This window comes from Sideroxydans sp. CL21 (assembly GCF_902459525.1).
Lineage (GTDB): Bacteria > Pseudomonadota > Gammaproteobacteria > Burkholderiales > Gallionellaceae > Sideroxyarcus.
The window spans coordinates 3,618,250-3,644,138 of sequence record NZ_LR699166.1; the positions used below are offsets into that span (position 1 = coordinate 3,618,250).

Below are 25,889 nucleotides of genomic sequence, written 5' to 3' on the forward strand. Positions count from 1 at the left end.
AATAGATTACCAATCCACGCCCGTGCACTTGCAGGGCAACAAGAATGGCCAGGTAAAACCCATGCTCACCGGCGAACTTCGCAGCCAAATAGACTCAATCTGGAACGCCTTCTGGTCTGGCGGCATCTCCAACCCGATGGAGGTGATGGAACAAATCACTTATCTCCTTTTCCTGCGCAGGCTGGACGACCTGCACACCCTTGAAGAAAACAAATCCATCCGCCTCGGCAAGCCGATAGAGCGGCGCATTTTCCCTGTGGGCGCAGATGCCAAAGGTCGGAATTACAACGACCTGCGCTGGTCGCGCTTCAAGCACCTCGCACCTGGCGAGATGTACATCGTGGTGGGCGAGCATGTGTTTCCTTTCCTGCGCACCATGGGCGGCGATGGCTCCACCTACGCGCACCACATGAAAGATGCGCGCTTCACCATCCCCACCCCGGCGCTGCTCGCCAAAGTGGTGGACTTGCTCGATCACGTGCCGATGGAAGACCGCGACACCAAGGGCGACCTGTACGAATACATGCTGGGCAAGATCGCCAGCGCCGGGCAGAACGGCCAGTTCCGCACGCCGCGCCACATCATCCAGCTCATGGTGGAAATGTCCGCGCCCAACCCCAAAGACGTCATCTGCGATCCGGCCAGCGGTACCTGCGGTTTTCTGGTGGCGGCGGGCGAATACCTGCGCCAGCATCATCCTGAAATCCTGCGCGATGCCAAAGCCAGCAAGCATTTTCACCACGGTATGTTCCACGGCTACGACTTCGACAACACCATGTTGCGCATCGGAAGCATGAACATGGCGCTACACGGCGTGGACAACCCCGACATCCGCTACCGCGATTCGCTGGCGCAAGACCACGCCGGGGACGAAGACAAATATTCGCTCATCCTCGCCAACCCGCCGTTCGCCGGCTCGCTCGATTACGAGAACACTGCCAAAGACCTGCTCGCCATCGTCAAGACCAAGAAGACCGAGTTGCTCTTCCTGGCACTTTTCCTGCGCCTGCTTAAACCCGGCGGCCGTGCCACCGTCATCGTGCCGGACGGCGTGCTGTTCGGCTCATCCAACGCGCACAAAGAACTGCGCCGGATGCTGGTCGAAGACCACAAGTTGGAAGCCGTCATCTCGCTACCATCCGGCGCATTCAAGCCTTACGCGGGCGTTTCTACCGGCATACTGATTTTCACCAAGACCAATTCAGGCGGCACGGATAACGTCTGGTTCTACGACATGCAGGCAGATGGCTGGAGCCTCGACGACAAACGCCAACCGCTGCTGTCCGAGGACAAGCTGGGTGCTGCCCCTGCACAAGCATTGAGCGAAACTGAACACGCCAAGAACAACCTGCCGGATGTGTTGGCACGCTGGGAGCAGCGCGAGGGTAAAGAGTTGCAACGCCCACGCACTGCGCAGAGCTTCTGTGTGCCCATCGCCGAGATTGCCGCCAACGGCTATGACCTATCGCTTAACCGTTACAAGGAAGTGGTGCATGACGTGGTGGAGCACGAGCCACCCAAGGTGATTATGGCGAGGCTGGACAAGCTGGAAGCGGAGATTGCTGCTGGTATGAATAAGCTTGCAGGGATGCTAGTGTGAGTAGCGTTTCCTACGTTCAACTTGGTCAAGTTGCCAAGCTCAACCCCACATTGAATTCTGTGGCATCTATATCGGCAGAAGAGCTTGTAGATTTTCTGCCCATGTCGGGAGTGGAAGCAGGGTGCTCAATCGCAACTCCAAATGAAGTGCGTCAGTTCAGCGATGTGCGGCAAGGTTACACCTACTTTTCCAGTGGGGATGTTCTTTTAGCGAAAATTACGCCCTGTTTTGAAAACGGGAAAATTGCACAAGCTCTCCTCAAGCGCAAATATGGCTTCGGCTCTACTGAATTCCATGTAATTCGGGCTGACCCCGAGCGGCTTAATGGTAGATACCTTGTTCACTTTCTGAGGCGCGACAAAATTCGACTTGATGGTGAACGCAAGATGACTGGTAGTGCAGGTCAGCGGCGAGTACCGAAGCACTTTCTTGAATCTCTCTCCATCCCACTTCTACCTCTCCCCGAACAAATCCGAATCGCTGCCATCCTTGACCATGCCGACGCACTACGGGCTAAGCGCAGGGAAGTTTTGGCACAACTGGATAGCCTCGCGCAGGCAATTTTTATTGATATGTTTGGTGACCCTGTTAGAGGAAATGGGCTTTATCCCTTAAGCAATATTGAAGAAATTGCTGCTCCTGAAAAATATTCCATAGTGGATGGACCATTTGGTTCAAGTATGAAACCAGATGACTACCGAGAGTTCGGTATACCCGTTATACGAATTGCGAATATCACTAAGGGAGGCGAGTTTTCCAAGAAAAATCTCCTGTATATAGATAAGTCGCTATTTGAAAAACTTAAACGCAGCAGTATTAAGCCGTTTGACGTTCTGGTGTCACGAGTTGGGACAATTGGAAATACGTGCATATTTCCTGAGGGTATTGGCGACGCGTTGCTCTCCACCACAGGTGTCTGCAAGATAATGCCCGACAGTAAGCAAATGCTGCCGGAGTTTCTTCATCAGGCGATACAACAGCCAGCATTCCAAGAACAAATCAACAAGAGTGCATCGACCTCGGTTCAGAAATATTTCAACCTCTCGGCACTCAAAAGATGGAAGATTGTTAAACCACCACTTGAGGACCAACGAGCGTTCACACAGAAATTCTCACAAATTCAAATTCTTAAGCTTGCACATCAGCAATCACTCGCTGAACTGGACAACCTGTTCGCCTCCCTCCAACACCGCGCTTTTCGTGGAGAACTCTGAATGAGCAACTTCGCCTTCCTTCAACCCGAGTGGCCGTTGCTGTTTGAGGCAGCAACCCAAGCAGAAGGAACGGCGAACACCGATGCCCGCGCATCCTGTTTTTATTCCCGCCGTGCGTTGGAACTGACCGTGGCGTGGCTCTACACCTACGACAAGACGCTCAAGCTGCCATACCAGGACCACCTGAGTGCGCTCATCCACGAGCCCACGTTCCGCAAGGCAACGGGCGAGGCAGTATTCACCAAGACCAAGCTCATCAAAGACCTCGGCAATCTGGCGGTACACAGCACGCGCAAAATTTTGCCTGCCGATGCGCTGACGACGACACGTGAACTGCTCCATGTGTGCTACTGGCTGGCACGCACCTATGGCAAGAAGTCGCGTCCTGATCCCACGCTGGGTTTTTCGCCTGCCTTGCTGCCGCAGCCTTCCGCCGCACCGGCGCAGTCGCTAGGCCAGTTGCAGAAGCTGGAAGCGCAACTGCACGAACGCGACGCAAAACTCACCACGTTGCTGGCCGACAAGACGGCACTGGATGAAGAACTCAAAAAGCTGCGCGAGGAAATTGCTGCTTCCAAGAAAACCAACTCCGCACAACCCGACACTCACGATTATTCCGAAGCGCAAACCCGCGACTACTTCATTGACCTGTTGCTGAAAGAAGCGGGCTGGCCGCTGGATAAGCCGCAAGACCGCGAGTTTGAAGTGAGCGGCATGCCCAGCGATTCCGGGATCGGCTTTGTCGATTATGTGCTGTGGGCGGATGACGGCAAACCGTTGGCAGTGATTGAAGCCAAGCGCACCAAGCGCGATGCCAAGGTGGGGCAGCAGCAGGCAAAGCTGTATGCCGATTGCCTGGAAGCCAAGTATGCACAGCGCCCGGTGATTTTCTACACCAATGGCTGTGAGCATTGGCTGTGGGACGATGCCAGCTACCCGCCGCGTGCGGTGCAAGGCTTTTTCAAAATGGCCGAGCTGGAGCTGATGATACAGCGCAGAACCACGCGCAAATCGCTGGCAGCCGCGCCGATCAACGAGGCCATCGTCGAGCGCTATTACCAGACTCGCGCGATCCGTCGCATCGGCGAAGCCATCGAAACCGACTATCAGCGCAAAGCCTTGGTGGTGATGGCGACCGGGGCGGGCAAGACGCGCACGGTGATTGCGCTGGCCGATGTGTTGATGCGCTGCAACTGGGCCAAGCGCGTGCTGTTTTTGGCCGACCGTGTGGCCTTGGTGCGGCAGGCGGTCAACGCCTTCAAGACACACTTGCCGGATTCTTCGCCGGTGAATCTTGTTACTGAAAAAGATACCGAGGGGCGTGTTTACCTCTCCACTTATCCCACCATGATGGGGTTGATTGATGACGCGAAGGACGGCCAGCGCCGCTTTGGTGTGGGGCACTTCGACCTCATTGTGATCGACGAAGCACATCGCTCGGTGTATCAAAAATACCGTGCCATCTTCGAGTATTTCGACAGCTTGCTGGTGGGGCTGACTGCGACACCCAAGGACGAAATCGACCACAACACCTATGGCCTGTTCGACCTTGAAAGCGGCGTGCCGACCGATGCCTACTCGCTCGACGATGCGGTGTCCGATAAGTTTCTGGTTCCGCCCGAGGCGGTTTCCGTACCGCTCAAGTTTCAGCGCGAGGGCATCAAATTCGATCAGCTATCGGAAGATGAACAGGAACAGTGGGACGCACTGGAGTGGAACGAGGACGGCACTGCGCCCGATGAAGTGGGCGCCGAGGCGCTCAACAAGTGGCTGTTCAACGCCGACACCGTGGACAAGGTGCTGGCACATGTGATGACGCGCGGGCAGAAGGTGGCGGGCGGCGACCGGTTGGGCAAGACCATCATTTTCGCCAAGAACAACGACCACGCCGAATTTATCGCTGAGCGTTTTAATATCAACTATCCGCATTACAAAGGCGAGTTCGCGCGGGTCATCACTTTCAAGACCGAATACGCGCAGAGCCTGATCGATAATTTCTCCGCAAAAGACAAGATGCCGCATATCGCCATCTCGGTGGATATGCTCGACACCGGCATCGACGTGCCGGAAGTGTTGAACCTGGTGTTCTTCAAGGCGGTGCGCTCCAAGACCAAGTTCTGGCAGATGGTCGGGCGCGGCACGCGGTTGTGTCCAAATGTGTTTGGGCCGAATGAGGACAAGAAATTCTTTTACATCTTCGACTACTGCCAGAATCTGGAATATTTCGCCCAGAACCCGGATGTGACCGACGGTGCCGCCAGCGAAGCGCTAGGGACGCGCTTGTTCAAGGCGCGTTTGCAGTTGATCGGCGAGCTGGACAACCAGTTCACCGATGAGCAGGCAATGCGCCAGGTCGAAGATGCGTATGGCGATACCGGTGACGACAAGACACTGCGCCGCGAGTTGGCCGAGATGCTGCATACGCAGGTGGCGGCGATGAACATCGACAATTTTGTGGTGCGGCCACAACGCAGGCTGGTGGAAAAATATGCCCAGACTGAGCCGTGGCAAAAGTTGGGCGTGGCGGAGTTTGGCGAACTGGCGCAATACGTGTCGGGTCTGCCCACCGAGATGTCCGATGAAGACGAAGAGGCCAAGCGTTTTGATTTGCTGGTACTGCGCACGCAGCTTTCCATTTTGCAGGCCAATCCAGGCTTCGCCAGCCTGCGCGAAAAAATCGTCGCCATTGCCAGCGCGCTGGAAGATCAGCAGAGCATCCCGGCCATCAAGGCGCACATCGTTTTGATTCAATCGATGATGGGTGAGGAATGGTGGGCGGATGTCACCGTCGCCATGCTGGAGACGGTACGCAAACGGCTGCGCACGTTGATCAAGCTTATCGAGAAAGGTAAGCGCATCGTCGTTTACACCGACTTTGAAGACGAACTGGGAGAAGGCACCACGATTGAGCTGCCGGAAATGGGTATCGGTATGAACTTCGAGCGCTTCCGCGACAAGGCGCGCCAGTTCCTCAAGGCGCATGAAAGCCACCTGGCACTGCAACGTCTGCGCCGCAATCAGCCGCTCACACCTTCCGACCTAGATGAGCTGGAGCGCATGCTGGTGGAAGCGGGCGGTACACAGGCAATCATTGAGCGCGCCAAGGAGCAAAGCCACGGGCTGGGCGTGTTCATCCGCTCGCTGGTGGGGCTGGACCATGAAACCGCGAAGCAGGCATTCAGCCAGTTCATCTCGGGAACTGCGGTAACGGCCAACCAGATTGAGTTCATCAACCTGGTCGTCGATTACCTGACCGAGAACGGCGTGATGGAACCGGACCGGCTGTATGAGTCGCCGTTTACCGATATCAATCCGTTGGGGCCGGAGGGGGTGTTTCCGTCGGCGAAGGTGGATTTGATGGTGCAGGTGTTGGCTGAGATTCGGAAGAGTGCGGTGGCGTAGGGTACGGTTTGCAGCCTAATTAGCATGAAATCATGTCGAATATTGAATTTCACAATCAAAGTCAATCACTACTCTACATACTCAACAAGACAGTTAGTTCTTGTCTCAGTGCTACCGCAATTGCCTCCATATTATCTATAGAGATATTTCGCTCTCCCCGCTCGACAGAACCTATATAGGTTCTGTGTAGCCCACACCAATCCGCCAATTCTTCTTGCGATATCCCGAGCTGTTGGCGGGCAAATCTCATATTTGCCGCAAATCTAAGCCGCGCAGTTGTCTTTTGGGAGGTTCTCTTTGTCATGATGACAAAAGATTGACATCTTGACGACTTTAAGGCGACAGACTATAAGTAGCACTATTTTACAAGTGAAAATAGCCAATAATGTTCCGTACCTATCCACAAGCGGAGTTGAAACTTCCACCGCCGTTGGCACCTGATGGTGAGCGATGCTGGCGTTGGCTTGAGCTTTTCATCCACATTCCAATTTTCTACCTTAGTGTAAACGTGAAGGTCGGCGAAAATGCCACCTGTGGACGCGAGTTTTTCTTTTGCCATTTAAGGGATATGTTGGGATTAATAAATTCGTCAAGAGATGAATTTCAAGATATAGAAGTTGGACTGATGACAACCGGTAATATGAATGGCAGTGGCTTCTACCAAATCGGTCGAGTAAGGGAAATATGGGAACGCCGAAGTGATAACAAGAATATGTTCGTTATGTCAGATGGAGCAAAGCTTTACCATCCGACAGACGAGGATGACGACGTATCGGACAAAGAGATGGAGTTAGTTATTAGTTTGTAATTGCAGGTCTTGGGGGTGTCCGGAATTTTGTGTAAACGGGTTTTCGATTAACTCGATGAAATCCGTTCTGCAAAGTGGATGGAGAAGCGGTTCAGCGCAGCTTTCCAGTCCCGGATTGGCATCGTCCACTTCTTGCTGATGTTTCTCAGCGCCAGGTAAAACAGCTTGGTCACCGCCTCGTCGGTCGGGAATGAACTGCGAGTCTTGATGACTTTGCGCAGGCTCATGTTAATCGATTCGATGGCGTTTGTCGTATAGATTACTTTTCGGATTTCAGGCGGGTAGTCGAAAAATGGGATGATCCGTGCCCAGTTTTTCCGCCAGCTTAGCCCGATTGATTGGTAATCCTTGTCCCATTTCTTCTCGAATTCAGTCAGCATTTGTTCGGCGAGTTCGACGGTCGACGCGGTGTAAATCAACTTCAGATCGGCGGCAACTTCCTTCTGCACTTTCCATGGCACAAAGTTCAGGCTGTTGCGGACCATGTGTACGATGCACAGTTGCACCGCCGCTTTCGGATACGAGAGGCGATCTAGGTGGCGACACTTTCTCTCAAATCCTGGTTGAACACTATATTTCTTCTTACACACCGCGCCTGTGTCACTTTTCGGCATTAAGGCGCCACTGATTTCCGCCGTAATGGCGCCACTTTGAAGTGCCAAATCAGGGGCTCAAACTGGGGGTAAAGAATGCGTGAAATGAGCTGTTTTTGCAATCGCATTTTCACTCTGTTTTGCTGCTGGTGTAGCTGTTTCAGGCTTGAGTAGGTTTGCCTCCTTTCCCTGTCGGCGTTTTTGACCTTTCCGGCATTGGCTTCGGGTCGCGGTAACTCTCTCCATCCAGCACCACGCGATACGCACCGTGGCGCAATCGGTCCAGCGTCGCTGCGCCGATCATTTTATTTGCGGCGAATGCTTCACCCCATTCATCAAAGTCGAGATTGCTGGTCAGAATGGTGGCGGCACGCTCGTAGCGTTCGGCGATCAAGTCATGGAAGTCTTCATCTTCAGGCGAACGCAAGGGTTTGAGTCCGAAATCGTCAATGATCAGCAGGGGCACTTTGACCAGGGATTTAAATCGCCGCGCATAATTGCCAGTCGCCTGAGCTGCGCGCAAGCTGCTCAGGAGCTGGGTTTGCGTGATGAACAGCACGTCATAGCCCTGGCGTGCAGCCGCATGACCCAGCGACTGCGCCAGGTGACTTTTGCCGGTGCCGCACGGACCCACAATCAATACGGCGACTTTCTCTTCAATGAAACGGCAAGTCGCCAGATCATGGACTGCCGAGCGGTTCAGATTGGGAAGTCGGTCGAAATCGAATCCTTCCAGTGTTTTTTGGTTACGGAAGCTTGCACGTCGTAGTCGCATATCCAGTTTCTTTTGCTCCCGCCGGGCGACTTCGTCATGAATCAGCAAGCTGAGGAAATCGGTGTAGGCCAGCTTGCGGTCGATGGCTTCGCGGTTGCGGGCCTCGAGTGAGTCCAGAATGCCGGACAGGCGCAGTTGTTTGAGCAGGGGTGTCAGTTCGGGAATTGGATGCATGATGGTAGTCCTCATTGAAGAATGGTTTGGGTATCGCGGCAGAATCGGCCGCCTTGGGTGTATGTGGTGGCCAGTGCGTCGAAGGCTGCCAGCGGCGCGAGCTGATCCAGTCCCTTCTCAAGAATGATCTTGACCACCTTGTAGCCCGGCGTGCCGTAATGGTTGGCGCGCTGGCAGGCCGCTTCCAATCTGGCTGCGCCGTATTTCTGTTTGAGCCGCAGCACGCCCTGTACAGCACGCATCTTGATCAAGACATGGTCGCCGAACATGGCATGCACCATGGCATGGCAGGCCGGACCAATCTGCAAGGCCGATTTCAAACACCACTGTGTGTCCTGCATTTGCCACGCCTGCGCTTCGGGCGGCATATGGTCGGTCACGGTGTCGCGCAGCCCTTTCCCCGTCAGTCGCACATGGCTGGCAACCGCTTCGTGTTCGCGGTACAGCGTCACCATGGTGCCGGTCGCCTTCAACCACAGGTCGCATCCGATCAGCCGGAACGGCACCGAATAGTGGTTGGTCTCGTATTGGACGTGCGCGTCACGGTGGACTTTGACCTTGGCCCAGCTGGCCAACTCAGGTGGAACGCTGGGCAAAGCATTGAGCAGGCTTTTCTCCACCTCGGCGAAGCGTTTGAGAGGGGCTTCGCGGGTCGTGCCGTGAATGCGGTTGCCCGCCTCGTTCATCACCCACGCCTGCAACTGGCGGTTGGCGTCATCCAGATCGCGGAATTCGCGCAGCGGCAGGAAACTGCCCTTGATATATTTGACGCCTGCCTCAACGATTCCTTTTTTTTGTGGATCCCGTGGAGGACAAGGATCGATTTTGAACGCATATCCTTCCGCACATTCGGCATACGCCCGTTGCACATCCGGCTCATAGACGCAGGCTTTGGTGATGGCGCACTTGGCATTGTCGATGATGACGCGTGAGGGTACGCCCGAGAACGACTCAAACGCACGCCGATGGCAGCCCAGCCATGTCGCCACGGTCTGGTCGCGGACAAACTCGGCATACTGGTGACGCGACCAGCACAAGGTCATCACGAAGAACCAGGTCTTGAAGATCTCGCCGGTGTACACATCGGTGATGAGCGGACCAGCACCGAAATCAACCTGAACCGCTTCGCCAGGCTTGAACGTCAGGCGTAGCGGAACATCCGGCTGCTGCAGGGAAACGAGTTGCCCCAGAAAGCGATACATCGAGGAATAACTGCCGGTAAAACCGTGATTGCGCACCAGCGTGGCGTGGATGGTGGTGCCCTGAATACCGGCCGCATGCCACTTGGTGATCTGATCACGCCAGGGTTCCAGCGTTGAAATACAGCTGACAGGCAATGCCTCCCTGCGCTCAAACAGCGTGGACAGCACTCCGTCATCGGGCAAAGGAAACTCGGGGGCAAGCCAGCCACGTTCGCTGGCGATCTCGCGAACCTGTGCGAGTTTTTTGCGTCCCATCGTTTTGGACCGGGCAATATCCCGATCAGAATCGCCTTGGCGCATGCGCACCAAAACATTTCGGTACTGATACATCTCGAACCTCCGTTTAGTCACAACCTCTCCCGGCAAAATGCCGGAAGTCTAGTTGCTTAATGAAAGTTCGAGCCCCTGATCAGGGTTCAAAGTGGCGCCTTAACGCCGGAAATCCTGTGGCGCCATTACGCCGGAAATAAAGTGGCGCCTTTATGCCGACAATCTACTGGCTCCTTAATGCCGGAAATGAAATGGCTCCCTAACGCCGAAAGTTCACAGCCTGATCGCAAACTTCCAAGCGTACCTCAGGCTTCTTGCATCTACCAATGCATGATGCCGCCTTGCGCGATATTCATTCCAATACTCAGTCAGGCCAGCGTCATATCGATTCTGGTGACGTTGAGTCCTGAAATAGATCATCCCGCACTTGCGGCGTAGATTCACTGGCCAGCAACCATAGAAATTGAACATCTTAGCTACCCACGGCCAGTCGTATATAGGTGCGTCACTCCTTAGCACCACCTCATCGCCACCTAATGCTTCAATCCATTCCTTCAGGCGGATCACCGTCTGCTCCTCGGTCAGACGATACTTGCCTCCCTCCAATAGTGGCAGCACGATATCGATGACGAATGAAGAACACATGTTCGAGTTCCACGTATCGCTGAGCTCAGCGTAAAACTCGCGCCCGTCTTCAGCTACCAGACCAATGCTGATCAACGCCAGATAACCTTTCACGTCTAGTGTCGTGAACTCTGTATCAAAAAATACTCCGATTGCCATTTCAGTCTTCTTTCAGGCTTTCAAGCCATTTTGAGAGTTTTTCTTGTGGAGCCCTATCCCCCAAGCCTCCCCACTCGTCGGTATGCACGAGATGATGACGTTGCTCCTCCGGCCAACCAATGTCGTCATCGTCGACAGCGATCCAATCGCTGAGTCGATGTCGCTTCACGTAGGCATTAATCTCTTGATACCTGGACAAGCTGTTCCACCACTGCTTGTCCATTGCACTATGCCAAGTCGAGCCAAATATTCGCGTCCGCAATGCGGCTGGAAGGTACCCCTTCGCTTTCACAAAGCTCAACGTCGGCACCCATGACGTCGACAGAACGATCTTGACGCGAGGATGTGGGGCAAGAATCCCGGCCAGTTGTTCTGCATGCTCGAATAGATTGTGTCCGTCCGCATGCAGCACAATTCTTCTCTTGCTGTGCCTGTAAGCCTCGTTCGGGTGCAGAACACCGTCGAAATCAAGAAATAGAATTGTCATATTCAGGTTCCACATTCAATAATCTCAGTGAGACACACTCTTTTCGAACGCCACGCCGGTTCGGACTTGCACCATGTCGGATCGCTATTTATCGGTAGAATTTGAGCCTGTAACCGAGCGAACTACTTTTTGCCGGTTGTCAGACCAGCTGAGTGTGTCTCATTGAGACGACTGCTAAAGCAAAGGACCAGGCAACAACTTTCTGAGTCATGCGCATCTCAAAATCTTACTTACGCCCCCCCCTTACAAACTGGCTCTGCACAAGGTCTCGTAAACATGTTTGTTGTACAACATATAGTCCGCCGGAAAGTCGAGGCCGAACCTCTCGGCGATCCATTTAGACACTGCAGCGCTCCGGCTGATGCCGGCGTGACAGTGCACAACAATGCCGACCACTCCGGACTCGTTGCACTTATGCGCAAACTCGATGATCTGCTTCGCATGGTCATGACCGAACAGGATGTACGGATCATCAGCTAATAATGCCTTTGGATCTGGATCGATATCGTCGAACTCCAGCCGCAACACCGACTGCCAACCTTCACGTAGCCGAGCAGGATCAAGACCAGAGATCGAGATCACCGCCCAGCGCGGATTCACCGAGTTTTCGGCGTCTTTCCTGCTCATAAAGATCACCTGTTCCAGTGCCATCATTCACCCCAAATCAATAAAACACATGCAACACGCCGAAGAACTCGCCCAGGTTGATCGAGTGCAGGAAGTGGCACACATGCAATCGCAGATCCAGGTCAGGCTCGCCATCGCCCTTTGTGCCGAGCTTGTACAAGCTGTTTCTGGTGACAACCAGACCTGCCTCCGGGCTGATTGCCACTACAGGCGACGTACGAAATACCCGACCATTCTTATAACCAAACATAATGTCAGCAATAAACAACTTGGACGGTATGTCCAATCTAACAACGTACCAACCCTCAATCATCCCTTTGACAGACATCTGGCGATCCATAGCAACATTCGGAATAAATGCGATATGAGCGTCATCCAGCACGCTAAGCGATGCATTTTCACGATGAAGAGTGATGATGCTATCGATAGACTCCGGCACTGCTGTCTTGAAAGCTTTGGCAAGTCCGTTCATGTCCTATCCTTTCAACGATTCGAATTTGGCGACGATCTCGGCTTCTGAGACCGGCTTCAAACTCCACAGATCAACGCCGACATTGACCATCGGCGGCATGCCTCGATATTTGGCGTCTTGCCATTCAGAGTGAACGTGGCCGTGAATCAGTAAGCTCTCGCCTTTAGCTTTTGGTCGATGCTCCAGATACCGCTTCTCAAATTCCTGCAGATCTCCAAGATTCGGAGGCGCATAAGGAAAGTGATTCAACCGAACAAGACCAATGCCTGGAACTGTCAGTTCGAGTTCTGCATGCAGATCGCTGAAGCCAACTTCAATAGCGATGGCGCGCGCCTCTTCTATCCTGCCGTTCACTGCACGTTTGAAGAACGGATCATGGTTGCCCACGATCAGAATCTTCCGGCCATTCAAAAATGGCAGGATCTCGCGCAAAAGCATCATCTTCATGCACATGTCACCAATACAAAAGACCTCGTCATTTTCCTTGACGACGCTGTTCCATTGATCAACAAGGAAATCGTCCATCAAGTCAACGTTCTTGAACGTGCGACCGTGCTCATTCACCCGATTCTCGGCCTCATACTTCAAAATGTTGGCATGTCCAAAGTGCTGGTCACTCGTAAAAAATCTGCTCATATCAACAAACTCTCCTCCCGCAACAGCATGTACACGTGCTGATTGGCATATGCGTAATCTTTCGGAAATGACAACCTATACCGTTCCGAGATCCACTTCGCCACCGCAGCCGATCTGCTCACGCCGGCCCAACAGTGAACCAGGATGCCTTCGCATCGCTTGTCTTCATTCATCCGTTGCACAAACTCGATGACTGCGCGAGCCTGTAATTCACCCATCCGAACGTAGCCATCGTGATTTATCTCAGAAATGTCGTCGAACTTTAGGCGCAGAACATCCTGCCAGCCATGTTGCAGGGGTGCGTCGGCAAAGTTTATGTCAGTGATGCTAATCACAGACCAATTGCTCCATGCCGCGCGCTCGCAGGCGCTTTGCTGAGATGTAAAAATTACGTGTTTGATAGTCATTCCCACCCCGTGGCAATAGGCCCCCTAGTTGCAGGCTTCAAATGCTTCTTTGCATCAATCAAATTCGTCACATCATCAAACATTCCGACCACCTCTCTTGATCGCATACTTCCATGCAAAACGTAGACTGCGCGCATCCACCAAGGCATGATGTTGCTCGACTGCATACGCTTTCCAGTATTCATAAAGACCTGCGTTGAACCGGTGCCACGCGTTCGGATTATCAAATCCGATCACTCCGCATTTTTGGCGCAGGTTCTTTGGCCAGCATCCGTAAAAATTAAACATGTCAGCAACCAACGGCCAGTCATAGCCGGGAGCATCACTGCGCAACACAACCTCGCCCTTGCCCAAACTCTCAATAAACTCTTGTAGCTTTGATGCGCATTGAGCCTCAAGCATGCTGGCTGAGTGATCTCCGCGTTTCCATTCCAGCAGCGGCAAGACGTTCGTAATCACGAAGTCAGAGCAGTCGACGACCTGGTACGTATCAGTCAGCTCCGCGTAGAACTCACGACCGTCATCGGACGCCAAGCCGATACTGATCAGCTTCGGCTCCTTCAGCGGATGCAGATCTGTGAACTCCGTATCAAAAAACACGTTGATTGATCTTTCCTTTTTCATCTTCAATTCCCGACCGAGCTAACCCGATTCTTGTATGCTGATAATTTTGCTCCGCAGCGTGTTTCAAATCTCCCGGTTCACGCTGGCCAACCTGCTTTCAGGCTGTCAAGCCAGGCAGATAGCATCTGCTGAGCTTTTGTGTCCCCTAACCCGTTCCATTCGTTGGTATGAACAAGATGACGGCGCTTATCAGCCGGCCAGCCGATATCGTCGTCTTCGACTGCGATCCAGTTCGTCAGCCGACGGCGTGCCACGTATGCATTGATCTGCTGATACCTGGTCATACTGTCCCAAGTCAGTTTGATTCGCGCACCTTGCCATGTCGTACCAACCAAACGCCTCTGCAAAGCGTCGGGAAGACATTCCTTGGCCGTTGCAAAGCCCAGCGTCGGCACCCACGACGTCGACAGAACGATCTCGACGCGAGGATAAGGATCAAGAATCCCGGCCAGCAGTTCTGCATGCTCGAAGAGATCGTGCCCGTCCGCATCCAGCACGATTCTTCCATTGCTGTGCCTGAAAGCTCCGTTCGGATGCAGGACGCCGTCGAAATCAAGAAATAGAATTGCCATATCCGGGTTTCCTCATATCTCCACAACGAGTGATGGGTTGAAGTCGAAGTTTTCTACGCCTCTACTAGTCACATACCCGCGAGGATTACAAATCACGCGAGTGCCATTCACTTCATAGTCCAAGTTGTCGTGGGTATGGCCATGTAGCCAAAGAACGGCTTTGCCAAACAGATGATCCAACTCGGACGCAAAGCACGCCGAAAGCAGATTGTGCTTGAATCTTTCCACGACTGACCTGGCAGATGGCAGGTGATGCGTGACAACCACGGTCTCGCCGGCATACGCCTCGTCCAACTTTCCGGAGAGCCAAGCCAAGGACTTTTCGTGAAGCTCGATTGAACGCGCCGGACTGAAGTGTCCGAGCGCTCCCTCGTGAATCACGCGGAAGTCATTCAAGCCATTCTGACCTGCCACCATCGCCGCTATCTTGGCTTTCTCGCCAAACAGGCGGAAATCCGTCCATAGCGTCGAGCCTAGAAAGCGAATGCCACCGATCACGACCTCATCGTCATCCAGAAAATGGACGTCGCATTCCTTAGCCGCGATTCGCAGCAATGCCAACGTTTCTAGGCGCTGTGTGCCATAGAGCTCGTGATTTCCAGGGACGTAGATGATCTCCTTGTCCGGGAATGCACCACGTGCCCATATGAGCCCGTTCGCGGCTTTTCCGATGTCGCCAGCCAGCACGACAACGTCCGCACCCGCAACGATTGGCTCGAACGTCGAGAACTCCAGATGCAGGTCACTCATGATTTGCAGTTTCATATCTATATTCCTTATCAATCAGCTTTCGCTTCAGTTCTGATGAATCCGATCCCCCTCTGGATTGCCTTTTGTTCCGGTTTCTCGGGAACAGAGATCTTGCTGCCAGTGCGCAACGCCCTCGCAAATGCGCTACGTACCGCCATAATCAACGCCCGGATGTCGATGTCTGCCTCAGACAGTTCTCGAACTGCATAGCAATCCAAATCAATTCGCTTACTGCGAGCCTTACTTTTGAGCTCAATATGCACGCGCTTGGCAATCGATATTCTCTGCTCAACCCCAGGCGCCTTGATCATGAACGTACGGCATCTAGACAGAAGTGCTGGATCCATATCATTCATCTTGTTCGATGCCATCAGCACAATCAGACGCGATGCGTCGAAATGCATGCCGACACTCTCATCTCTGTATTTCCGGGCAGATTCAGGCTCTAACAAGTCCAGCAACGCTGGCAAGATTGCGTACTCCTGTCGATTAGACAGCTTGTCAGCCTCGTCGATCAGCAATACCCCGCTCGCCCATTGGCTATGCGAGATCAGGTTGAACACTTCACCTGCCTGCGCGTTGGCCCAATGCGATGCTGTTCCAGTCAGTATTGATGCATGCTGCATGCCTCCCGCACTCAGTTTGCAGAACGGCAGTCCAAGCATTGACGCGAACGTCTGCGCGAAGGCGGTTTTACCGACACCGGGATCTCCATCGAACAGAACCGGCGAAATACGGAAATACTCTGCCTTGCTTGCTCCGGCCAATGTCATTTCTTCTGCGAAATGATCGAGCACGGACCGAAAGTTGCCGAACTGCCCCTCCAGGCGCGTCAGTGTTCGCCCAATGTTTTTGAACGTAGGTAGCTTGCGATAGCCTTCATGCTCCTCTGCGATCTTTATCGTTGACTCAAACCGCCGCTTTGTATCGCCTGACGTCGCTTTTCCGACGTTTTTCACCCGTGCGATTTCACTGGGCTCGAAAACGCGCACGCAACGCTTGAACGGACGCAATGGTTTGCGCACGATCTTACTAACCGATTCTGCAGAAGCCATGCCGGCGGACGTACCTTCATTGCTGGTGGCAATGGACGCTTTTCCGTTTTTGTCGCAATCAACCCTGTCTTTCTCATCGTCGATTTCGTCATCTTTTCCCAGCAGACTGGCCGGCACGAAGATTCTGGTTTCAAAGTTATGAACGAGGTCGTATTCGGACATCGTCTTATCAACCATAATTTCCCTCGCGGCCTTTCTCTGCTCAATGGCAAGAGCACGGGCATTCCGTTGTAAATTTTTCACAGCAGTTTCCTTTGAAAAATATGAGGCACCGCTGCGATAAAGACGCGCGATGACGCTCATACAGGGCACAAGCCCTGTTCAATTTAATAAATTCGGTTAGCCCGGTGTGGGCTGGTTAATCAGCCAAGTATCGTTTTGAGGTCGAATAACTTGGCATAACGTCTGAAGTGGTTGTGACGCGATTCACCAGATTGGCATTTGCCTGGAGACGGTGGTTGGTATTTTGGTTTTTCATGACCTACTCCTTTCTTTCTCTGGTTAATCGCAGGTGACAATCGACTCAACTAGATCGCTCCGATGAGCCAATGTTTTTGCTGCATGCTTTATCTCAGGCATCGCTACCCGAGGATTGAATAATTCCCGAAACAATTGAGCTTGTCAACATATTAATTAAGCAATATCAATGTGTTAAGTGTATGTTCGAGACTTACACAAAATACTGTTAGACATCATGTATTGACCTACCGCACCTCAAGCGACGCGGGTTAAGCTTGAGATTGGTTAAACCACAGGCTCAGAGCCGATATTGAGGGGATAGGTCATGAAAGAGTTTAGCAAATTCGTTGGATTGGATGTACACAAAGAAACGATCGCGGTATCGGTGGCGGAAGCCAATGGTGGAGAGGTTCGCTACGTTGGGGAGATCGCCAATACGGAGGACGCGTTGGACAAGCTCGTAAAACAGCTTCGTAAGGGCGGCGAGAATCTATCATTTTGTTATGAAGCCGGCCCCTGCGGTTACGGCATCCATCGGCAACTGACGGATCTTGGATGGGACTGCCAAGTTGTAGCTCCTTCGCTGATCCCGAAGAAAGCGGGTGACCGGGTCAAGACCGACCGGCGCGACAGCCTGATGCTGGCAAGGCTGCACCGGGCGGGAGAGCTGACGGCGGTCTGGGTGCCGGATGGAGCGCAGGAAGCGTTGCGCGACCTGACGCGGGCGCGCGAAGACATGAAGCATCTGCAGCGGCAAGCCAAGCAGCGGTTGTTGGCATTCCTGCTGCGGCATGGAAAACGTTATGACGGCAAGAGCAACTGGACGCTGGCGCACTATCGCTGGATGGAAGGAGTGAAATTCGATCATCCGGTGCAGCAAATCGTGTTCCAGGAATATATCGATACGGTCAAGGCGATGACCAAGCGCATTGATGCGCTCGACAAGCAGGTCGAGAGCGCGGCAGGCGAATCGGTCTTCTGGCCGGTGATCGAAGGTTTGATGGCCTTGCGCGGGGTGAACCTGCTGACGGCAACGACGATCGTGGCCGAGATCGGCGACTTGAGGCGCTTCGCCAGCGCGCCGCAACTGATGGCGTATCTGTGTGTTGTGCCCAGTGAACACTCCAGCGGTGGGACAAAGTCGCGCGGTGGCATTACCAAGACTGGCAACGGCCATGTACGCCGGGTGTTGGTGGAAGCGGCCTGGACCTATCGCCACCCCGCGAGAAAAACAACCGTCTTGCAGAAACGTGCCGAACAGACCTCGGAGGCGGTGCAAGAGATTGCATGGAAGGCACAAACGCGTTTGTGCGGACGTTACCGGTTATTCGAGGCCCGCGGCAAGCTGAAGGTGCAGGCGTGCACGGCCATTGCACGAGAACTGGCAGGCTTCATCTGGGCGATCGGGCAGGCACTGCCGCAACCCACGGCCAACGCATAAGGGAAATCATCATGAGAATGCAGTGTGTCGGTAGCGGAATGGACAACGGTGGGAGAATCCTCGATCCAGCTAGGAGGCGTCCGGTAACGGAATGATCCTCGAATTTAGAGCGAGGCAGCTCCCCGACGAATCGGTTGTCATGCGGTAACCAACCCGCGCATATCAGACTGATCAACCGTCGGAATGCCGTCCGTTCTGCTACCCACACACTGCAAGATGACTTAAGGAATTATTATTGAATTACTTGACGGGTCAATACATATCAGAAGGTTAGTTGAGGGTAAGAAATAGCATGCCGGATGTGCGCTGGTTGTCCCGACAAATGGTCCATGGGTAAACTGCCCTATTGCGCATCGACTAAATATAAACAACAATCCTCCTCTTCACCAATAACAAATGGACTCTCACATGAACCGTCAAGAACTGATCGAAGCGCTCGCAACCAAGACAGGAAACACCAAGGCAGATGCTGATCGCTGCATTGCAGCTCTGCTTGAAATCGTTACTGCCACACTGAAGAAAGGTGATAACGTTGCCTTGGTTGGCTTCGGCACCTTTGAAGTGCGCAAGCGCGCAGCTCGCGCTGGTCGTAATCCTGCAACCGGAGAAGCTATCAAGATCAAAGCAGCGAAAGTACCCGCATTTAAGGCTGGTGCAACACTGAAGGCGGCTGTAAACGGCGGTAAGTGATCTGATTTATCCAGGATGGCCGGCGTAAGTCGGCCGTTTCACCAGCATGAATGAAATCCTCCAGTACCTTAAAACCCATGGTGAACGACTCGATGCTGAGATCGCTCAAGCCGTAGGAATATCCTTGGCCAAGGTTCGAGTTGAGTTGGTTGAGATGACGGCTAATCGCGAAATCATGTCTTACCAGTCCACAAAATTCGAGAACGGCAAGAAAATCGAAGGGATGCGTTGTCGCATATCAGGATTTGTTCCTCCAGCTGCTCCAGGCAGAAAATCAAAAGTTCAATTGAAGTTGTCCTAACTTAAAACCCGCAAAGCCAATTTAGTAAATGCATATTCATGAACACGAAGGACGAACATAATCTGTAGTAGTCCAGATTTCGTCGGAAAGGCATTATCCGATATTCGCTAAGTTGGCTGCGGCGGTTAACTGAAAAGGGTGTCCGTTTGGGCCGCAAAGATATCCGTTTCACCTCCGAAAGCGGCCAAAGAGTGATTACGAAAGTTCGTATGATACGGAAAACCGTAACATCAACGGGAGCGCCGACGAGCGCGCCCAGGGGGAACTTAAACGGCTGGTTTTTGCTTGCCCCCTACCTAGGATGAAGGGGAGCTGGCGGCGGGGGCGTGGCAATGAACGCAGCCAACAGACGAGAGGGGGTCATCCCCTATCTTGGATGGAGTCCTGTCTTACTTTGTTGTGTATGTCCGTTGTACACCCGGAAAGAGACGCTCAAGACCAACATTTTATTGACATTCGAAGGGCAGGAAGTAACTGCGGATTCAACCGGTCGATGCAACACATTGGTTAAACCGTTCAGCCGGTGTTTCGAATTTTAACGTCTTTCGTGGACGTTCATTTAGTCTACGAGCCACCGCATTGAGTTGCGCCTGAGAGTGTGCCGACAAGTCTGTTCCTTTAGGGAAGTACTGTCTCAGTAATCCATTGGTATTCTCATTCGTTCCGCGTTGCCAAGGATTCTGAGGATCACAGAAATAGACTTTGATGTCGGTTGCCAACGTGAATCGCTTGTGATCGGCTAACTCACTGCCTCGATCCCAGGTCAGCGATTTATAGAGTTCCTGCGGTAACTTATGAGCATGTTTAATCAGCGCATTGATGACAGTCTCGGTATCCTTACTGGGGAGTTTAACTAGCATTACATATCGTGTCTGGCGTTCAACGAGGGTTGCAATCTGACTGTTATCGCTGCCGCATAGCAGATCCCCTTCCCAGTGACCTGGTACTGCGCGGTCTTCTGCCGTGGCAGGACGTTCACTAATCGATACGGCATCTGTGATCCTGCCGTGATCGCCCGTCTTCAAAGTATGATGACGTGAACGACGCATGACTCGCGTACGCCGCAAATGATCCAGAAGCTCCTTCTTCAATGCGCCTCTAGCCTGGATATAGAGACTGCGATAGATGGTCTCGTGTGACACTTGGTAACTTTCATCGCTTGGGTAAGTCTGCTTCAGCCATCCGGCAATCTGTTCCGGTGACCACTGCCATTTGAGCTTATCGGCTACGATGTGTGCCAATGCTCGGTTCTCGACTAGTTTACAAGGTTTGGGACGATGCGCCCGATCCCACGCCGCCTGTTCAGCCTGACTCGCACGATAGTCCTCTTGGCCTCCATTGCGCTTGAGTTCGCGACTGATGGTCGATGGCGCCCGCCCGAGGGATGCTGCAATCGAGCGAGCTGATTGACCTGCAGTTACCGCACGAGATATCTCTTCACGCTCAGCTAGAGTCAGTGACAATTGAGAACGTTTCCGTTGTACGGGTCGTATTCCTCCTGTCTCTGCCAAAATACGTTGTATTGAAGGATGATGTCTATCGAACAACTGGGCAATTTGATGAAGCGTGTCGCCTTTCTTCCAGCGTTCCCACATCAATGCTTTTTGACTTTCAGTATAATAAATCCGAGTTCTCCGCTTCATATTCAACACTCCTTCTGCTTACGCAGATTTTAGAGTGTTGCGTCGACCGGTTGAAATCGCAACCCACAACTGCCCTTCGATTGTCGAAATAGGTTGCCTGATAACAGACGCTCACGCAATAGAGTTTTTGACATCTAGCCACCCTAGCAATGAGGTTAACAATTTGTCGACTATTTGACTTGCACCCGAACGACGATAACTTCTACAGAAGCAACTGGCTTTCCATCACTAAGGGCCGGAATGAATTTCCATGATTTCAGTGACTGCAAAAGCAGTCTATTGAGACGAGGATTTTGAGTCGGCTTTACCAACTCCACCGTAACACTTCCATCGACGGCTATATGAAAGCGTGCCATAGCCGCTTCATTCATCGCATCTTGCCGCAAGTCATCCGGGATGACCGGCAGTGGCTGGGCTGATGGCTGTGCACTGCGATTTGTTTCCGGCACGGCAGTATTGTTGGTAGTTGCTGAAGTTGCCTGAGTTGCTGCAGGTGGTGGTGCAGTCGGTGCAGGGTTCACGCTTGGCTGATCTTGCTGAGCAGGTGAAATGGCCTGCTGAATTTGTCTTGGCGGCAAAGCTTGTTTAGGTGCAGGCGCATTCTGACGGGATGGGGCCTTCAGAAGTACAGAAGCGGGAAGCTCTATCAATTCGGCATCAACAGGTACCGGTTCCGGTGTGCGGCTAACCGAATGCACCATAGAGTAAACAAACAAGATGGATGCGATTATGCAGGCCAGCAGCGAAATTGGGAGTGTCCAGTACAGTCGGTGCCATGGAGAACCGACATCCTCCTGCGCCAACCATGTCGAGGCATCAGTCGACATGCTTGACCGCAATCAGAAAGTGTTGCGCTCCGGCTTCGCGGGCCTTGAGCATCGCCTGCACGGTGACGCCATTGGGTGCACTACTGTCCGCAGCGACAATAATACTGGCATCCGTGTTGGGCAGCATCGTCTTCAGTGTGGTTGCCAAGTTATCCAGTGTAACCTGTGTTTTATCCAAAAAAATCTGGCTATCGGATCGAATGGTCAAAGTAACCGGCGTTTTTGCCTGTATCGGTGAAGCATGTCCCTGCGGCAGATTGACCGGCAGCGAATGGAGATTTTGCATGGACAGCGAAGCCAGCATGAAAGTGGCTAACAGAAAGAACATCACGTCAATCATCGGGATGATTTCTATCCGTCCACGCTTGTATTCGCGAGATTTCCTGATCTTCATTTTTCGGCCCCGCCTTCGTGCTGACTCAGCCGGATATTGTCTATCATGCGCGTACCGAGACGCTCCATTTCTTCAAGTACCTGCACTTGGCGGCGTGACAGAAAGTTGAAGCCGAACAGGGCGAAGATGGCGATGAAGATACCGAAAGCGGTGGCAATCAGCGCTTGTGCCACGCCTCCGGTGACCCCGGTGGGATCGACGAGGCCAGCGCCGCCAATCAGATTGAATGAATGCATCATGCCGGTGATGGTTCCCAGCAGCCCCAGCAGGGGCGCACCTGTGACTATGGTTTCCAGTACCCATAATCCGCGCCCCATCCCTTTTTCGATGAGTTGCGCTTCATCGCTGGCGCGCGATTCCAGCCACCAGATCGGCTTGTCGCGGTTGTCTATGATGATACGGGAAAACCTTGAGTAGTAATTTCCAGGCGTCAATGCAGACAGTTCCTGATCCAGCTTTTCCCAAGTGAACCCGAATGTTTCGATCAGGTTGAACAGCGATGACGGCAGTCTGATATAGCGCCAATGCAGATAGAACTTGTCAATGATGATCACCAATGCCAAAACTGCCAAAGCCAACAAAGGGTAGATGATTACACCGCCGAATTTGATGGCTTGTAGTGTTTCTTGTATTTCCTGCATGAGAGACTCCTTTATATGGTTATGCCCTGCATAACCCGTGCTTGATTGCAAAAATTAGAGCTGCTTGGTCAGGCCGAGAAACAGGCCGAGCCGTGGTCCGTACTGCGGAGCGAACACGCCTATGCCGGAGCCGTCGCGTATTTCATAGACCTTGTCAAACAAATTGTTGATGACCAGTCTTATTTCCACCGGGCCTGTTGCGTCAAGATTGATCTTGCGGCTTGCACCGAGATTGACGACGGTATAGGAAGGCAGATTGGTCGTATTGGCAAAGCCGTTGCGCAAACCGCTCTGGAATATCACATCACTGCTCAGGCGCGTGCCCGACAATAGATAGGAACCGCCGGTCGAGAAGGTCAATGCTTGCTCATGATCGACATTTACCCAGTTGTTTGCCGCGTAATCGAGTGTGGCCTGATTGAACAGATACTGACTGGAGATGATGTCCTTCGCCTGGCTGACGGTGCGAGCCAGATTGGTGTAGCCGGTAAGATTGTCGGACTTGTAATTGCCGGTCAACTCAACCCCGTATATTCTGCCTTGCGCATAGTTGTACGGAGTCAAGATCAAGGCCGGGCCAAACTGGCCCTCGTCTATGGTATTTCGGGTCTGCTTGTAGAAACTGTCGAGTCCAAGGCTGGTGGTTGAGGTCAACTGATGCATGACACCCGCATCATAGTAATTGGATCGTTCCGACTTTACCGAAGAGTTCAATCCTGGAGCCGCGTTGGTTGTATTCTGAAACAAAGCCTGCGTGCTGGTGGAAACCAGTTCGGTCGGCGGCGGCGTGAAGTAGCGTGAATATCCGGCATGCAGAGTCGTCTGATCACTGAATTTGTACACCATCCCCAGTCTTGGACTCAGTTGATGCTCATTGACGAAGGCGTTGACCTGGTCAAAGCGTGCACCATAGTTTATGGTCAGCTTCCCGGTGGCTTTCCATTCGTCCTGTAGATAGACCCCAACCAAGGTATTGCCGTTTTTGGGATTGTTGTCGACGATGTTATAGGGTGCCCCGGAAACCAAACCTGTTGAAGCATTGACCGGAAATACCATTGCCGTGTTATTGCTCTGGATATTTTCATCGCTCCCGAACAGGCCCATGCGTAGCGTGTGTGTCTCGTTCAGGCGATTGCTGGCATCGGCCTGAATGCCGGTGCTGGAACTGCTGCGAAACGCGTCCGATGCTACGCCATTGAATGCCAGATTGCCGAAGATGTCCGGCATGTAATGGGTGCTGGAATAACGCGTAAACAACGACACCTGGTAGTCAATATTGTCATTCAGCGAGCTTTGTACCGATGAAACGACAAATCGGTTCACTTCACGCTGTTGATCGTTAAGTGTGCCGGAGTTCGGGGTATATCCGGCAGGTAACTGCCCGAGTATCCCAAGATTGTTGGGATCTGGCGTTTGACCTGGATTATTGGGGATCTGAAATTTCCCATCATAGCTTCCGAACATTAAGCTCAGCTTGGTGTCCGGATTCAGTAAATAGGATAAGAAACCAAATTCCTTACTTTGTTGGGTGGTGTCATGTATCGGATTTCGGCTCGCCGTTGGATTCTCGATACCTACATTGTCTGTCAGATAGGAACCGCTGACGAAGTAGGACAGGTTATCTTTTGTGCCTCCATATTCCACGCTTGGATTGAAGGTATTGAAGCTGCCACCGTACATATCGACACGCCCGCCGTTGTCGAATTTGGTCTTGGTATCAATCTCAACGACTCCCGCCGTTCGATAGCCGTATTGCGCGGGTAGCGCACCGGTGAGCAAATTGATGTTCTGCGCAAAGCGCGTATCGAGAGCCTGACCGAACCCGCTGATGCCTTCGGGGAGAATCACGCCGTTGATGCGATACTGCATGTTGCCGTGATCGCCGCGCACATGTAATTGGCCATATGAATCATTGACCACGCCGGGCGCTTGCAGGAGAACCTGGTTTAGCGGCGTGCTGTCTCCCTGTGGCAAAGTGTCGATATCCTTCTCTTCAAAGCGATAGACACTCCCGCCGGTTTTGGGCGACAGCCCGTTGCGCGCTTCATTCAGCCTTGCTACCGTGATATTGATCTCCGGTGCTTGAGATGCTGCCAGCGTAATGGTGGTGTTTACCACCCCGGCTTGAAGCGTGACATTTGACGAGTTGTATTCGTAACCGGCTTTGTCCGATAAAACAACATAAGAGCCAGGTGCAATGGAAGAAAAGCTGAAATCTCCTTCTGCATTGCTGGTGGTATTCCCTATGACTTCTCCGGTAGCAGATTTGAGCGTGATATTTGCCCCGGCTATAGGCTGCCCAACGGCATTACGCAGCTGTCCCTTGATGGCATTTAATTTACTGATTTCAGTCGTTTGTTCAGCTTGTCCGGCTGTAGAACTTGGCCCCTGTTCATTAGCGGCATAGGCACATAGCGGCGCGGATAGCGCCGCACACAATAGGGTGCGCTTCAACATGGTGTTTCTCCGAAAATATTGCTAGAAGCAGTCCCTCATCCGCAAGGGATGAGAGACTGGCGTTTAGGCGAAATATTGGAGGTGAGCAGGCGGGCCGCGCGCATCGGCGACCAGGTTGTTGAAGTGGTGGAAGGTGGATGTGTAATGCCGTACAACTTCATCCGATGCCTGTGGCAAGGAGAAATCATAATTGCCAACACTGAGGGCGCTACCAAGCTGTGCGTAGGTGGCACATTTTTCACAGGTATTAGAATGCGGTGCTTGCTTGTCTTTCTGCGACTGTTCTTCGAATGCATGGCTCAATGCATGCTCTGCACCGACTTGTTGTGCGGACAGCAAGGCGAATGCGAACAATACTGGAAGAAAGAATCGGGAGAGCCTCATAGCGGCCATCACCTTACCAAAGGGAAGAAGTAATCGCAAGAAAGAGTTTCAAAAAGCAGTAAGAAGGCCAATATCTTTAATTTGTGAATTTTTATGCGGAGAATTTCTGACAATCATTAAAGTTATCATTCAATTCAGAGTCGTATAGCTTCTATCCATCGATAAATGAGAATTCCCCTGCGACAATATGTCGCAGGGCTA

At 52.6% G+C, this 25,889-nt stretch carries 26 protein-coding genes and 1 pseudogene; 7 read left to right on the forward strand and 20 right to left on the reverse strand.

What is annotated here, in order from left to right:
- The first annotated feature begins 61 nt into the window (after positions 1–61).
- Genes QOY30_RS17310 through QOY30_RS17320 form a run of 3 tightly spaced genes read left to right on the forward strand, consistent with a single transcriptional unit; the run spans position 62 to position 6,216 of the window.
- Positions 62–1,600, forward strand: coding sequence for a class I SAM-dependent DNA methyltransferase (locus QOY30_RS17310; protein ID WP_283745867.1), 1,539 nt, complete (start codon positions 62–64; stop codon positions 1,598–1,600).
- Positions 1,597–2,814, forward strand: a complete 1,218-nt coding sequence (locus QOY30_RS17315) for a restriction endonuclease subunit S (protein WP_283745868.1) — start codon at positions 1,597–1,599, stop codon at positions 2,812–2,814. Before QOY30_RS17310 ends, QOY30_RS17315 begins: the two co-directional genes overlap by 4 nt.
- Entirely contained in the window at positions 2,815–6,216 is a 3,402-nt protein-coding gene (locus tag QOY30_RS17320) for a DEAD/DEAH box helicase family protein (protein WP_283745869.1), read from the forward strand.
- A 73-nt stretch (positions 6,217–6,289) separates the two neighbouring features.
- Here QOY30_RS17320 and QOY30_RS17325 read toward each other — a convergent pair whose 3' ends face one another.
- Positions 6,290–6,520: a helix-turn-helix domain-containing protein gene (locus QOY30_RS17325; RefSeq protein ID WP_349496698.1), complete on the reverse strand. Its 231-nt coding sequence runs from the start codon at positions 6,518–6,520 to the stop codon at positions 6,290–6,292.
- A gap of 81 nt (positions 6,521–6,601) precedes the next feature.
- Here QOY30_RS17325 and QOY30_RS17330 point away from each other — a divergent pair, with 81 nt between their 5' ends.
- Positions 6,602–7,024, forward strand: coding sequence for a hypothetical protein (locus QOY30_RS17330; RefSeq protein WP_283745871.1), 423 nt, complete (start codon positions 6,602–6,604; stop codon positions 7,022–7,024).
- A 47-nt stretch (positions 7,025–7,071) separates the two neighbouring features.
- Here QOY30_RS17330 and QOY30_RS17335 read toward each other — a convergent pair.
- The 13 genes and pseudogenes from QOY30_RS17335 to QOY30_RS17395 all read right to left on the reverse strand — a co-directional run.
- Positions 7,072–7,545, reverse strand: a pseudogene (locus QOY30_RS17335) (IS256 family transposase); the annotation flags it as partial.
- A gap of 232 nt (positions 7,546–7,777) precedes the next feature.
- Positions 7,778–8,566: an IS21-like element helper ATPase IstB gene (gene istB, locus QOY30_RS17340; RefSeq protein WP_283742936.1), complete on the reverse strand. Its 789-nt coding sequence runs from the start codon at positions 8,564–8,566 to the stop codon at positions 7,778–7,780.
- An 11-nt stretch (positions 8,567–8,577) separates the two neighbouring features.
- A complete protein-coding gene (gene istA, locus QOY30_RS17345) occupies positions 8,578–10,098 on the reverse strand; it encodes an IS21 family transposase (RefSeq protein WP_283742935.1) in 1,521 nt (506 codons plus the stop codon).
- 213 nt (positions 10,099–10,311) lie between these two features.
- Positions 10,312–10,821 carry a 3'-5' exonuclease family protein gene (locus QOY30_RS17350; RefSeq protein ID WP_283745872.1) on the reverse strand — a complete coding sequence of 170 codons (510 nt, stop codon included), beginning with the start codon at positions 10,819–10,821 and terminating at the stop codon, positions 10,312–10,314.
- Between the two features lies 1 nt (position 10,822).
- Positions 10,823–11,323 carry an HAD domain-containing protein gene (locus QOY30_RS17355; RefSeq protein ID WP_283745873.1) on the reverse strand — a complete coding sequence of 167 codons (501 nt, stop codon included), beginning with the start codon at positions 11,321–11,323 and terminating at the stop codon, positions 10,823–10,825.
- Positions 11,324–11,551: 228 nt separating this feature from the next.
- Positions 11,552–11,962 carry a hypothetical protein gene (locus QOY30_RS17360; RefSeq protein WP_283745874.1) on the reverse strand — a complete coding sequence of 137 codons (411 nt, stop codon included), beginning with the start codon at positions 11,960–11,962 and terminating at the stop codon, positions 11,552–11,554.
- A gap of 10 nt (positions 11,963–11,972) precedes the next feature.
- Positions 11,973–12,407: a hypothetical protein gene (locus QOY30_RS17365; RefSeq protein WP_283745875.1), complete on the reverse strand. Its 435-nt coding sequence runs from the start codon at positions 12,405–12,407 to the stop codon at positions 11,973–11,975.
- Positions 12,408–12,410: 3 nt separating this feature from the next.
- Positions 12,411–13,043 carry a metallophosphoesterase family protein gene (locus QOY30_RS17370; RefSeq protein WP_283742987.1) on the reverse strand — a complete coding sequence of 211 codons (633 nt, stop codon included), beginning with the start codon at positions 13,041–13,043 and terminating at the stop codon, positions 12,411–12,413.
- Positions 13,040–13,450 (reverse strand): hypothetical protein, encoded by a 411-nt coding sequence (locus QOY30_RS17375; RefSeq protein WP_283745876.1) that lies wholly within the window; start codon positions 13,448–13,450, stop codon positions 13,040–13,042. The genes QOY30_RS17370 and QOY30_RS17375 overlap by 4 nt, the downstream gene beginning before the upstream one ends.
- A gap of 75 nt (positions 13,451–13,525) precedes the next feature.
- Positions 13,526–14,074, reverse strand: coding sequence for a 3'-5' exoribonuclease (locus tag QOY30_RS17380; protein ID WP_283745877.1), 549 nt, complete (start codon positions 14,072–14,074; stop codon positions 13,526–13,528).
- Positions 14,075–14,151: 77 nt separating this feature from the next.
- Positions 14,152–14,646 (reverse strand): HAD domain-containing protein, encoded by a 495-nt coding sequence (locus QOY30_RS17385; protein ID WP_283745878.1) that lies wholly within the window; start codon positions 14,644–14,646, stop codon positions 14,152–14,154.
- A 12-nt stretch (positions 14,647–14,658) separates the two neighbouring features.
- Positions 14,659–15,411: a metallophosphoesterase gene (locus QOY30_RS17390; protein WP_283745879.1), complete on the reverse strand. Its 753-nt coding sequence runs from the start codon at positions 15,409–15,411 to the stop codon at positions 14,659–14,661.
- A 14-nt stretch (positions 15,412–15,425) separates the two neighbouring features.
- Entirely contained in the window at positions 15,426–16,754 is a 1,329-nt protein-coding gene (locus tag QOY30_RS17395; RefSeq protein ID WP_283745880.1) for an AAA family ATPase, read from the reverse strand.
- Positions 16,755–17,235: 481 nt separating this feature from the next.
- Here QOY30_RS17395 and QOY30_RS17400 point away from each other — a divergent pair, with 481 nt between their 5' ends.
- The 3 genes from QOY30_RS17400 (at position 17,236) to QOY30_RS17410 (ending at position 19,342) form a co-directional block, all read left to right on the forward strand.
- Positions 17,236–18,351: an IS110 family RNA-guided transposase gene (locus QOY30_RS17400; RefSeq protein WP_283745881.1), complete on the forward strand. Its 1,116-nt coding sequence runs from the start codon at positions 17,236–17,238 to the stop codon at positions 18,349–18,351.
- Between the two features lie 408 nt (positions 18,352–18,759).
- Positions 18,760–19,041, forward strand: coding sequence for an HU family DNA-binding protein (locus QOY30_RS17405; protein ID WP_283745882.1), 282 nt, complete (start codon positions 18,760–18,762; stop codon positions 19,039–19,041).
- Between the two features lie 46 nt (positions 19,042–19,087).
- On the forward strand, positions 19,088–19,342 hold the full coding sequence (locus tag QOY30_RS17410) for an ArsR family transcriptional regulator (RefSeq protein WP_283745883.1): 255 nt from the start codon (positions 19,088–19,090) through the stop codon (positions 19,340–19,342).
- A 482-nt stretch (positions 19,343–19,824) separates the two neighbouring features.
- Here QOY30_RS17410 and QOY30_RS17415 read toward each other — a convergent pair whose 3' ends face one another.
- The 6 genes from QOY30_RS17415 to QOY30_RS17440 form a co-directional block, all read right to left on the reverse strand.
- Positions 19,825–20,985: an IS30 family transposase gene (locus tag QOY30_RS17415; protein ID WP_283745884.1), complete on the reverse strand. Its 1,161-nt coding sequence runs from the start codon at positions 20,983–20,985 to the stop codon at positions 19,825–19,827.
- Positions 20,986–21,155: 170 nt separating this feature from the next.
- Positions 21,156–21,812, reverse strand: a complete 657-nt coding sequence (locus tag QOY30_RS17420; RefSeq protein ID WP_283745885.1) for an energy transducer TonB — start codon at positions 21,810–21,812, stop codon at positions 21,156–21,158.
- Positions 21,802–22,206: an ExbD/TolR family protein gene (locus tag QOY30_RS17425; protein ID WP_283745886.1), complete on the reverse strand. Its 405-nt coding sequence runs from the start codon at positions 22,204–22,206 to the stop codon at positions 21,802–21,804. Before QOY30_RS17425 ends, QOY30_RS17420 begins: the two co-directional genes overlap by 11 nt.
- Positions 22,203–22,847 carry a MotA/TolQ/ExbB proton channel family protein gene (locus QOY30_RS17430; RefSeq protein WP_283744758.1) on the reverse strand — a complete coding sequence of 215 codons (645 nt, stop codon included), beginning with the start codon at positions 22,845–22,847 and terminating at the stop codon, positions 22,203–22,205. The genes QOY30_RS17425 and QOY30_RS17430 overlap by 4 nt, the downstream gene beginning before the upstream one ends.
- A 54-nt stretch (positions 22,848–22,901) precedes the next feature.
- Positions 22,902–25,304, reverse strand: coding sequence for a TonB-dependent receptor (locus QOY30_RS17435; RefSeq protein ID WP_283745887.1), 2,403 nt, complete (start codon positions 25,302–25,304; stop codon positions 22,902–22,904).
- A 63-nt stretch (positions 25,305–25,367) separates the two neighbouring features.
- Positions 25,368–25,688: a hypothetical protein gene (locus QOY30_RS17440; RefSeq protein WP_283745888.1), complete on the reverse strand. Its 321-nt coding sequence runs from the start codon at positions 25,686–25,688 to the stop codon at positions 25,368–25,370.
- Positions 25,689–25,889: the final 201 nt, after the last annotated feature.

Excerpts from the sequence above, each read along its gene's own strand:
- QOY30_RS17310 (WP_283745867.1), top strand. The coding sequence starts at position 62 with ATGCTCACCGGCGAACTTCGCAGCCAAATAGACTCAATCTGGAACGCC.
- QOY30_RS17320 (WP_283745869.1), top strand. The coding sequence starts at position 2,815 with ATGAGCAACTTCGCCTTCCTTCAACCCGAGTGGCCGTTGCTGTTTGAG.
- QOY30_RS17325 (WP_349496698.1), bottom strand. The coding sequence starts at position 6,520 with ATGACAAAGAGAACCTCCCAAAAGACAACTGCGCGGCTTAGATTTGCG.
- QOY30_RS17330 (WP_283745871.1), top strand. The coding sequence starts at position 6,602 with ATGTTCCGTACCTATCCACAAGCGGAGTTGAAACTTCCACCGCCGTTG.
- istB (WP_283742936.1), bottom strand. The coding sequence starts at position 8,566 with ATGCATCCAATTCCCGAACTGACACCCCTGCTCAAACAACTGCGCCTG.
- istA (WP_283742935.1), bottom strand. The coding sequence starts at position 10,098 with ATGTATCAGTACCGAAATGTTTTGGTGCGCATGCGCCAAGGCGATTCT.
- QOY30_RS17350 (WP_283745872.1), bottom strand. The coding sequence starts at position 10,821 with ATGGCAATCGGAGTATTTTTTGATACAGAGTTCACGACACTAGACGTG.
- QOY30_RS17355 (WP_283745873.1), bottom strand. The coding sequence starts at position 11,323 with ATGTGGAACCTGAATATGACAATTCTATTTCTTGATTTCGACGGTGTT.
- QOY30_RS17360 (WP_283745874.1), bottom strand. The coding sequence starts at position 11,962 with ATGATGGCACTGGAACAGGTGATCTTTATGAGCAGGAAAGACGCCGAA.
- QOY30_RS17365 (WP_283745875.1), bottom strand. The coding sequence starts at position 12,407 with ATGAACGGACTTGCCAAAGCTTTCAAGACAGCAGTGCCGGAGTCTATC.
- QOY30_RS17370 (WP_283742987.1), bottom strand. The coding sequence starts at position 13,043 with ATGAGCAGATTTTTTACGAGTGACCAGCACTTTGGACATGCCAACATT.
- QOY30_RS17375 (WP_283745876.1), bottom strand. The coding sequence starts at position 13,450 with ATGACTATCAAACACGTAATTTTTACATCTCAGCAAAGCGCCTGCGAG.
- QOY30_RS17380 (WP_283745877.1), bottom strand. The coding sequence starts at position 14,074 with ATGAAAAAGGAAAGATCAATCAACGTGTTTTTTGATACGGAGTTCACA.
- QOY30_RS17385 (WP_283745878.1), bottom strand. The coding sequence starts at position 14,646 with ATGGCAATTCTATTTCTTGATTTCGACGGCGTCCTGCATCCGAACGGA.
- QOY30_RS17390 (WP_283745879.1), bottom strand. The coding sequence starts at position 15,411 with ATGAAACTGCAAATCATGAGTGACCTGCATCTGGAGTTCTCGACGTTC.
- QOY30_RS17395 (WP_283745880.1), bottom strand. The coding sequence starts at position 16,754 with ATGAGCGTCATCGCGCGTCTTTATCGCAGCGGTGCCTCATATTTTTCA.
- QOY30_RS17400 (WP_283745881.1), top strand. The coding sequence starts at position 17,236 with ATGAAAGAGTTTAGCAAATTCGTTGGATTGGATGTACACAAAGAAACG.
- QOY30_RS17405 (WP_283745882.1), top strand. The coding sequence starts at position 18,760 with ATGAACCGTCAAGAACTGATCGAAGCGCTCGCAACCAAGACAGGAAAC.
- QOY30_RS17410 (WP_283745883.1), top strand. The coding sequence starts at position 19,088 with ATGAATGAAATCCTCCAGTACCTTAAAACCCATGGTGAACGACTCGAT.
- QOY30_RS17415 (WP_283745884.1), bottom strand. The coding sequence starts at position 20,985 with ATGAAGCGGAGAACTCGGATTTATTATACTGAAAGTCAAAAAGCATTG.
- QOY30_RS17420 (WP_283745885.1), bottom strand. The coding sequence starts at position 21,812 with ATGTCGACTGATGCCTCGACATGGTTGGCGCAGGAGGATGTCGGTTCT.
- QOY30_RS17425 (WP_283745886.1), bottom strand. The coding sequence starts at position 22,206 with ATGAAGATCAGGAAATCTCGCGAATACAAGCGTGGACGGATAGAAATC.
- QOY30_RS17430 (WP_283744758.1), bottom strand. The coding sequence starts at position 22,847 with ATGCAGGAAATACAAGAAACACTACAAGCCATCAAATTCGGCGGTGTA.
- QOY30_RS17435 (WP_283745887.1), bottom strand. The coding sequence starts at position 25,304 with ATGTTGAAGCGCACCCTATTGTGTGCGGCGCTATCCGCGCCGCTATGT.
- QOY30_RS17440 (WP_283745888.1), bottom strand. The coding sequence starts at position 25,688 with ATGAGGCTCTCCCGATTCTTTCTTCCAGTATTGTTCGCATTCGCCTTG.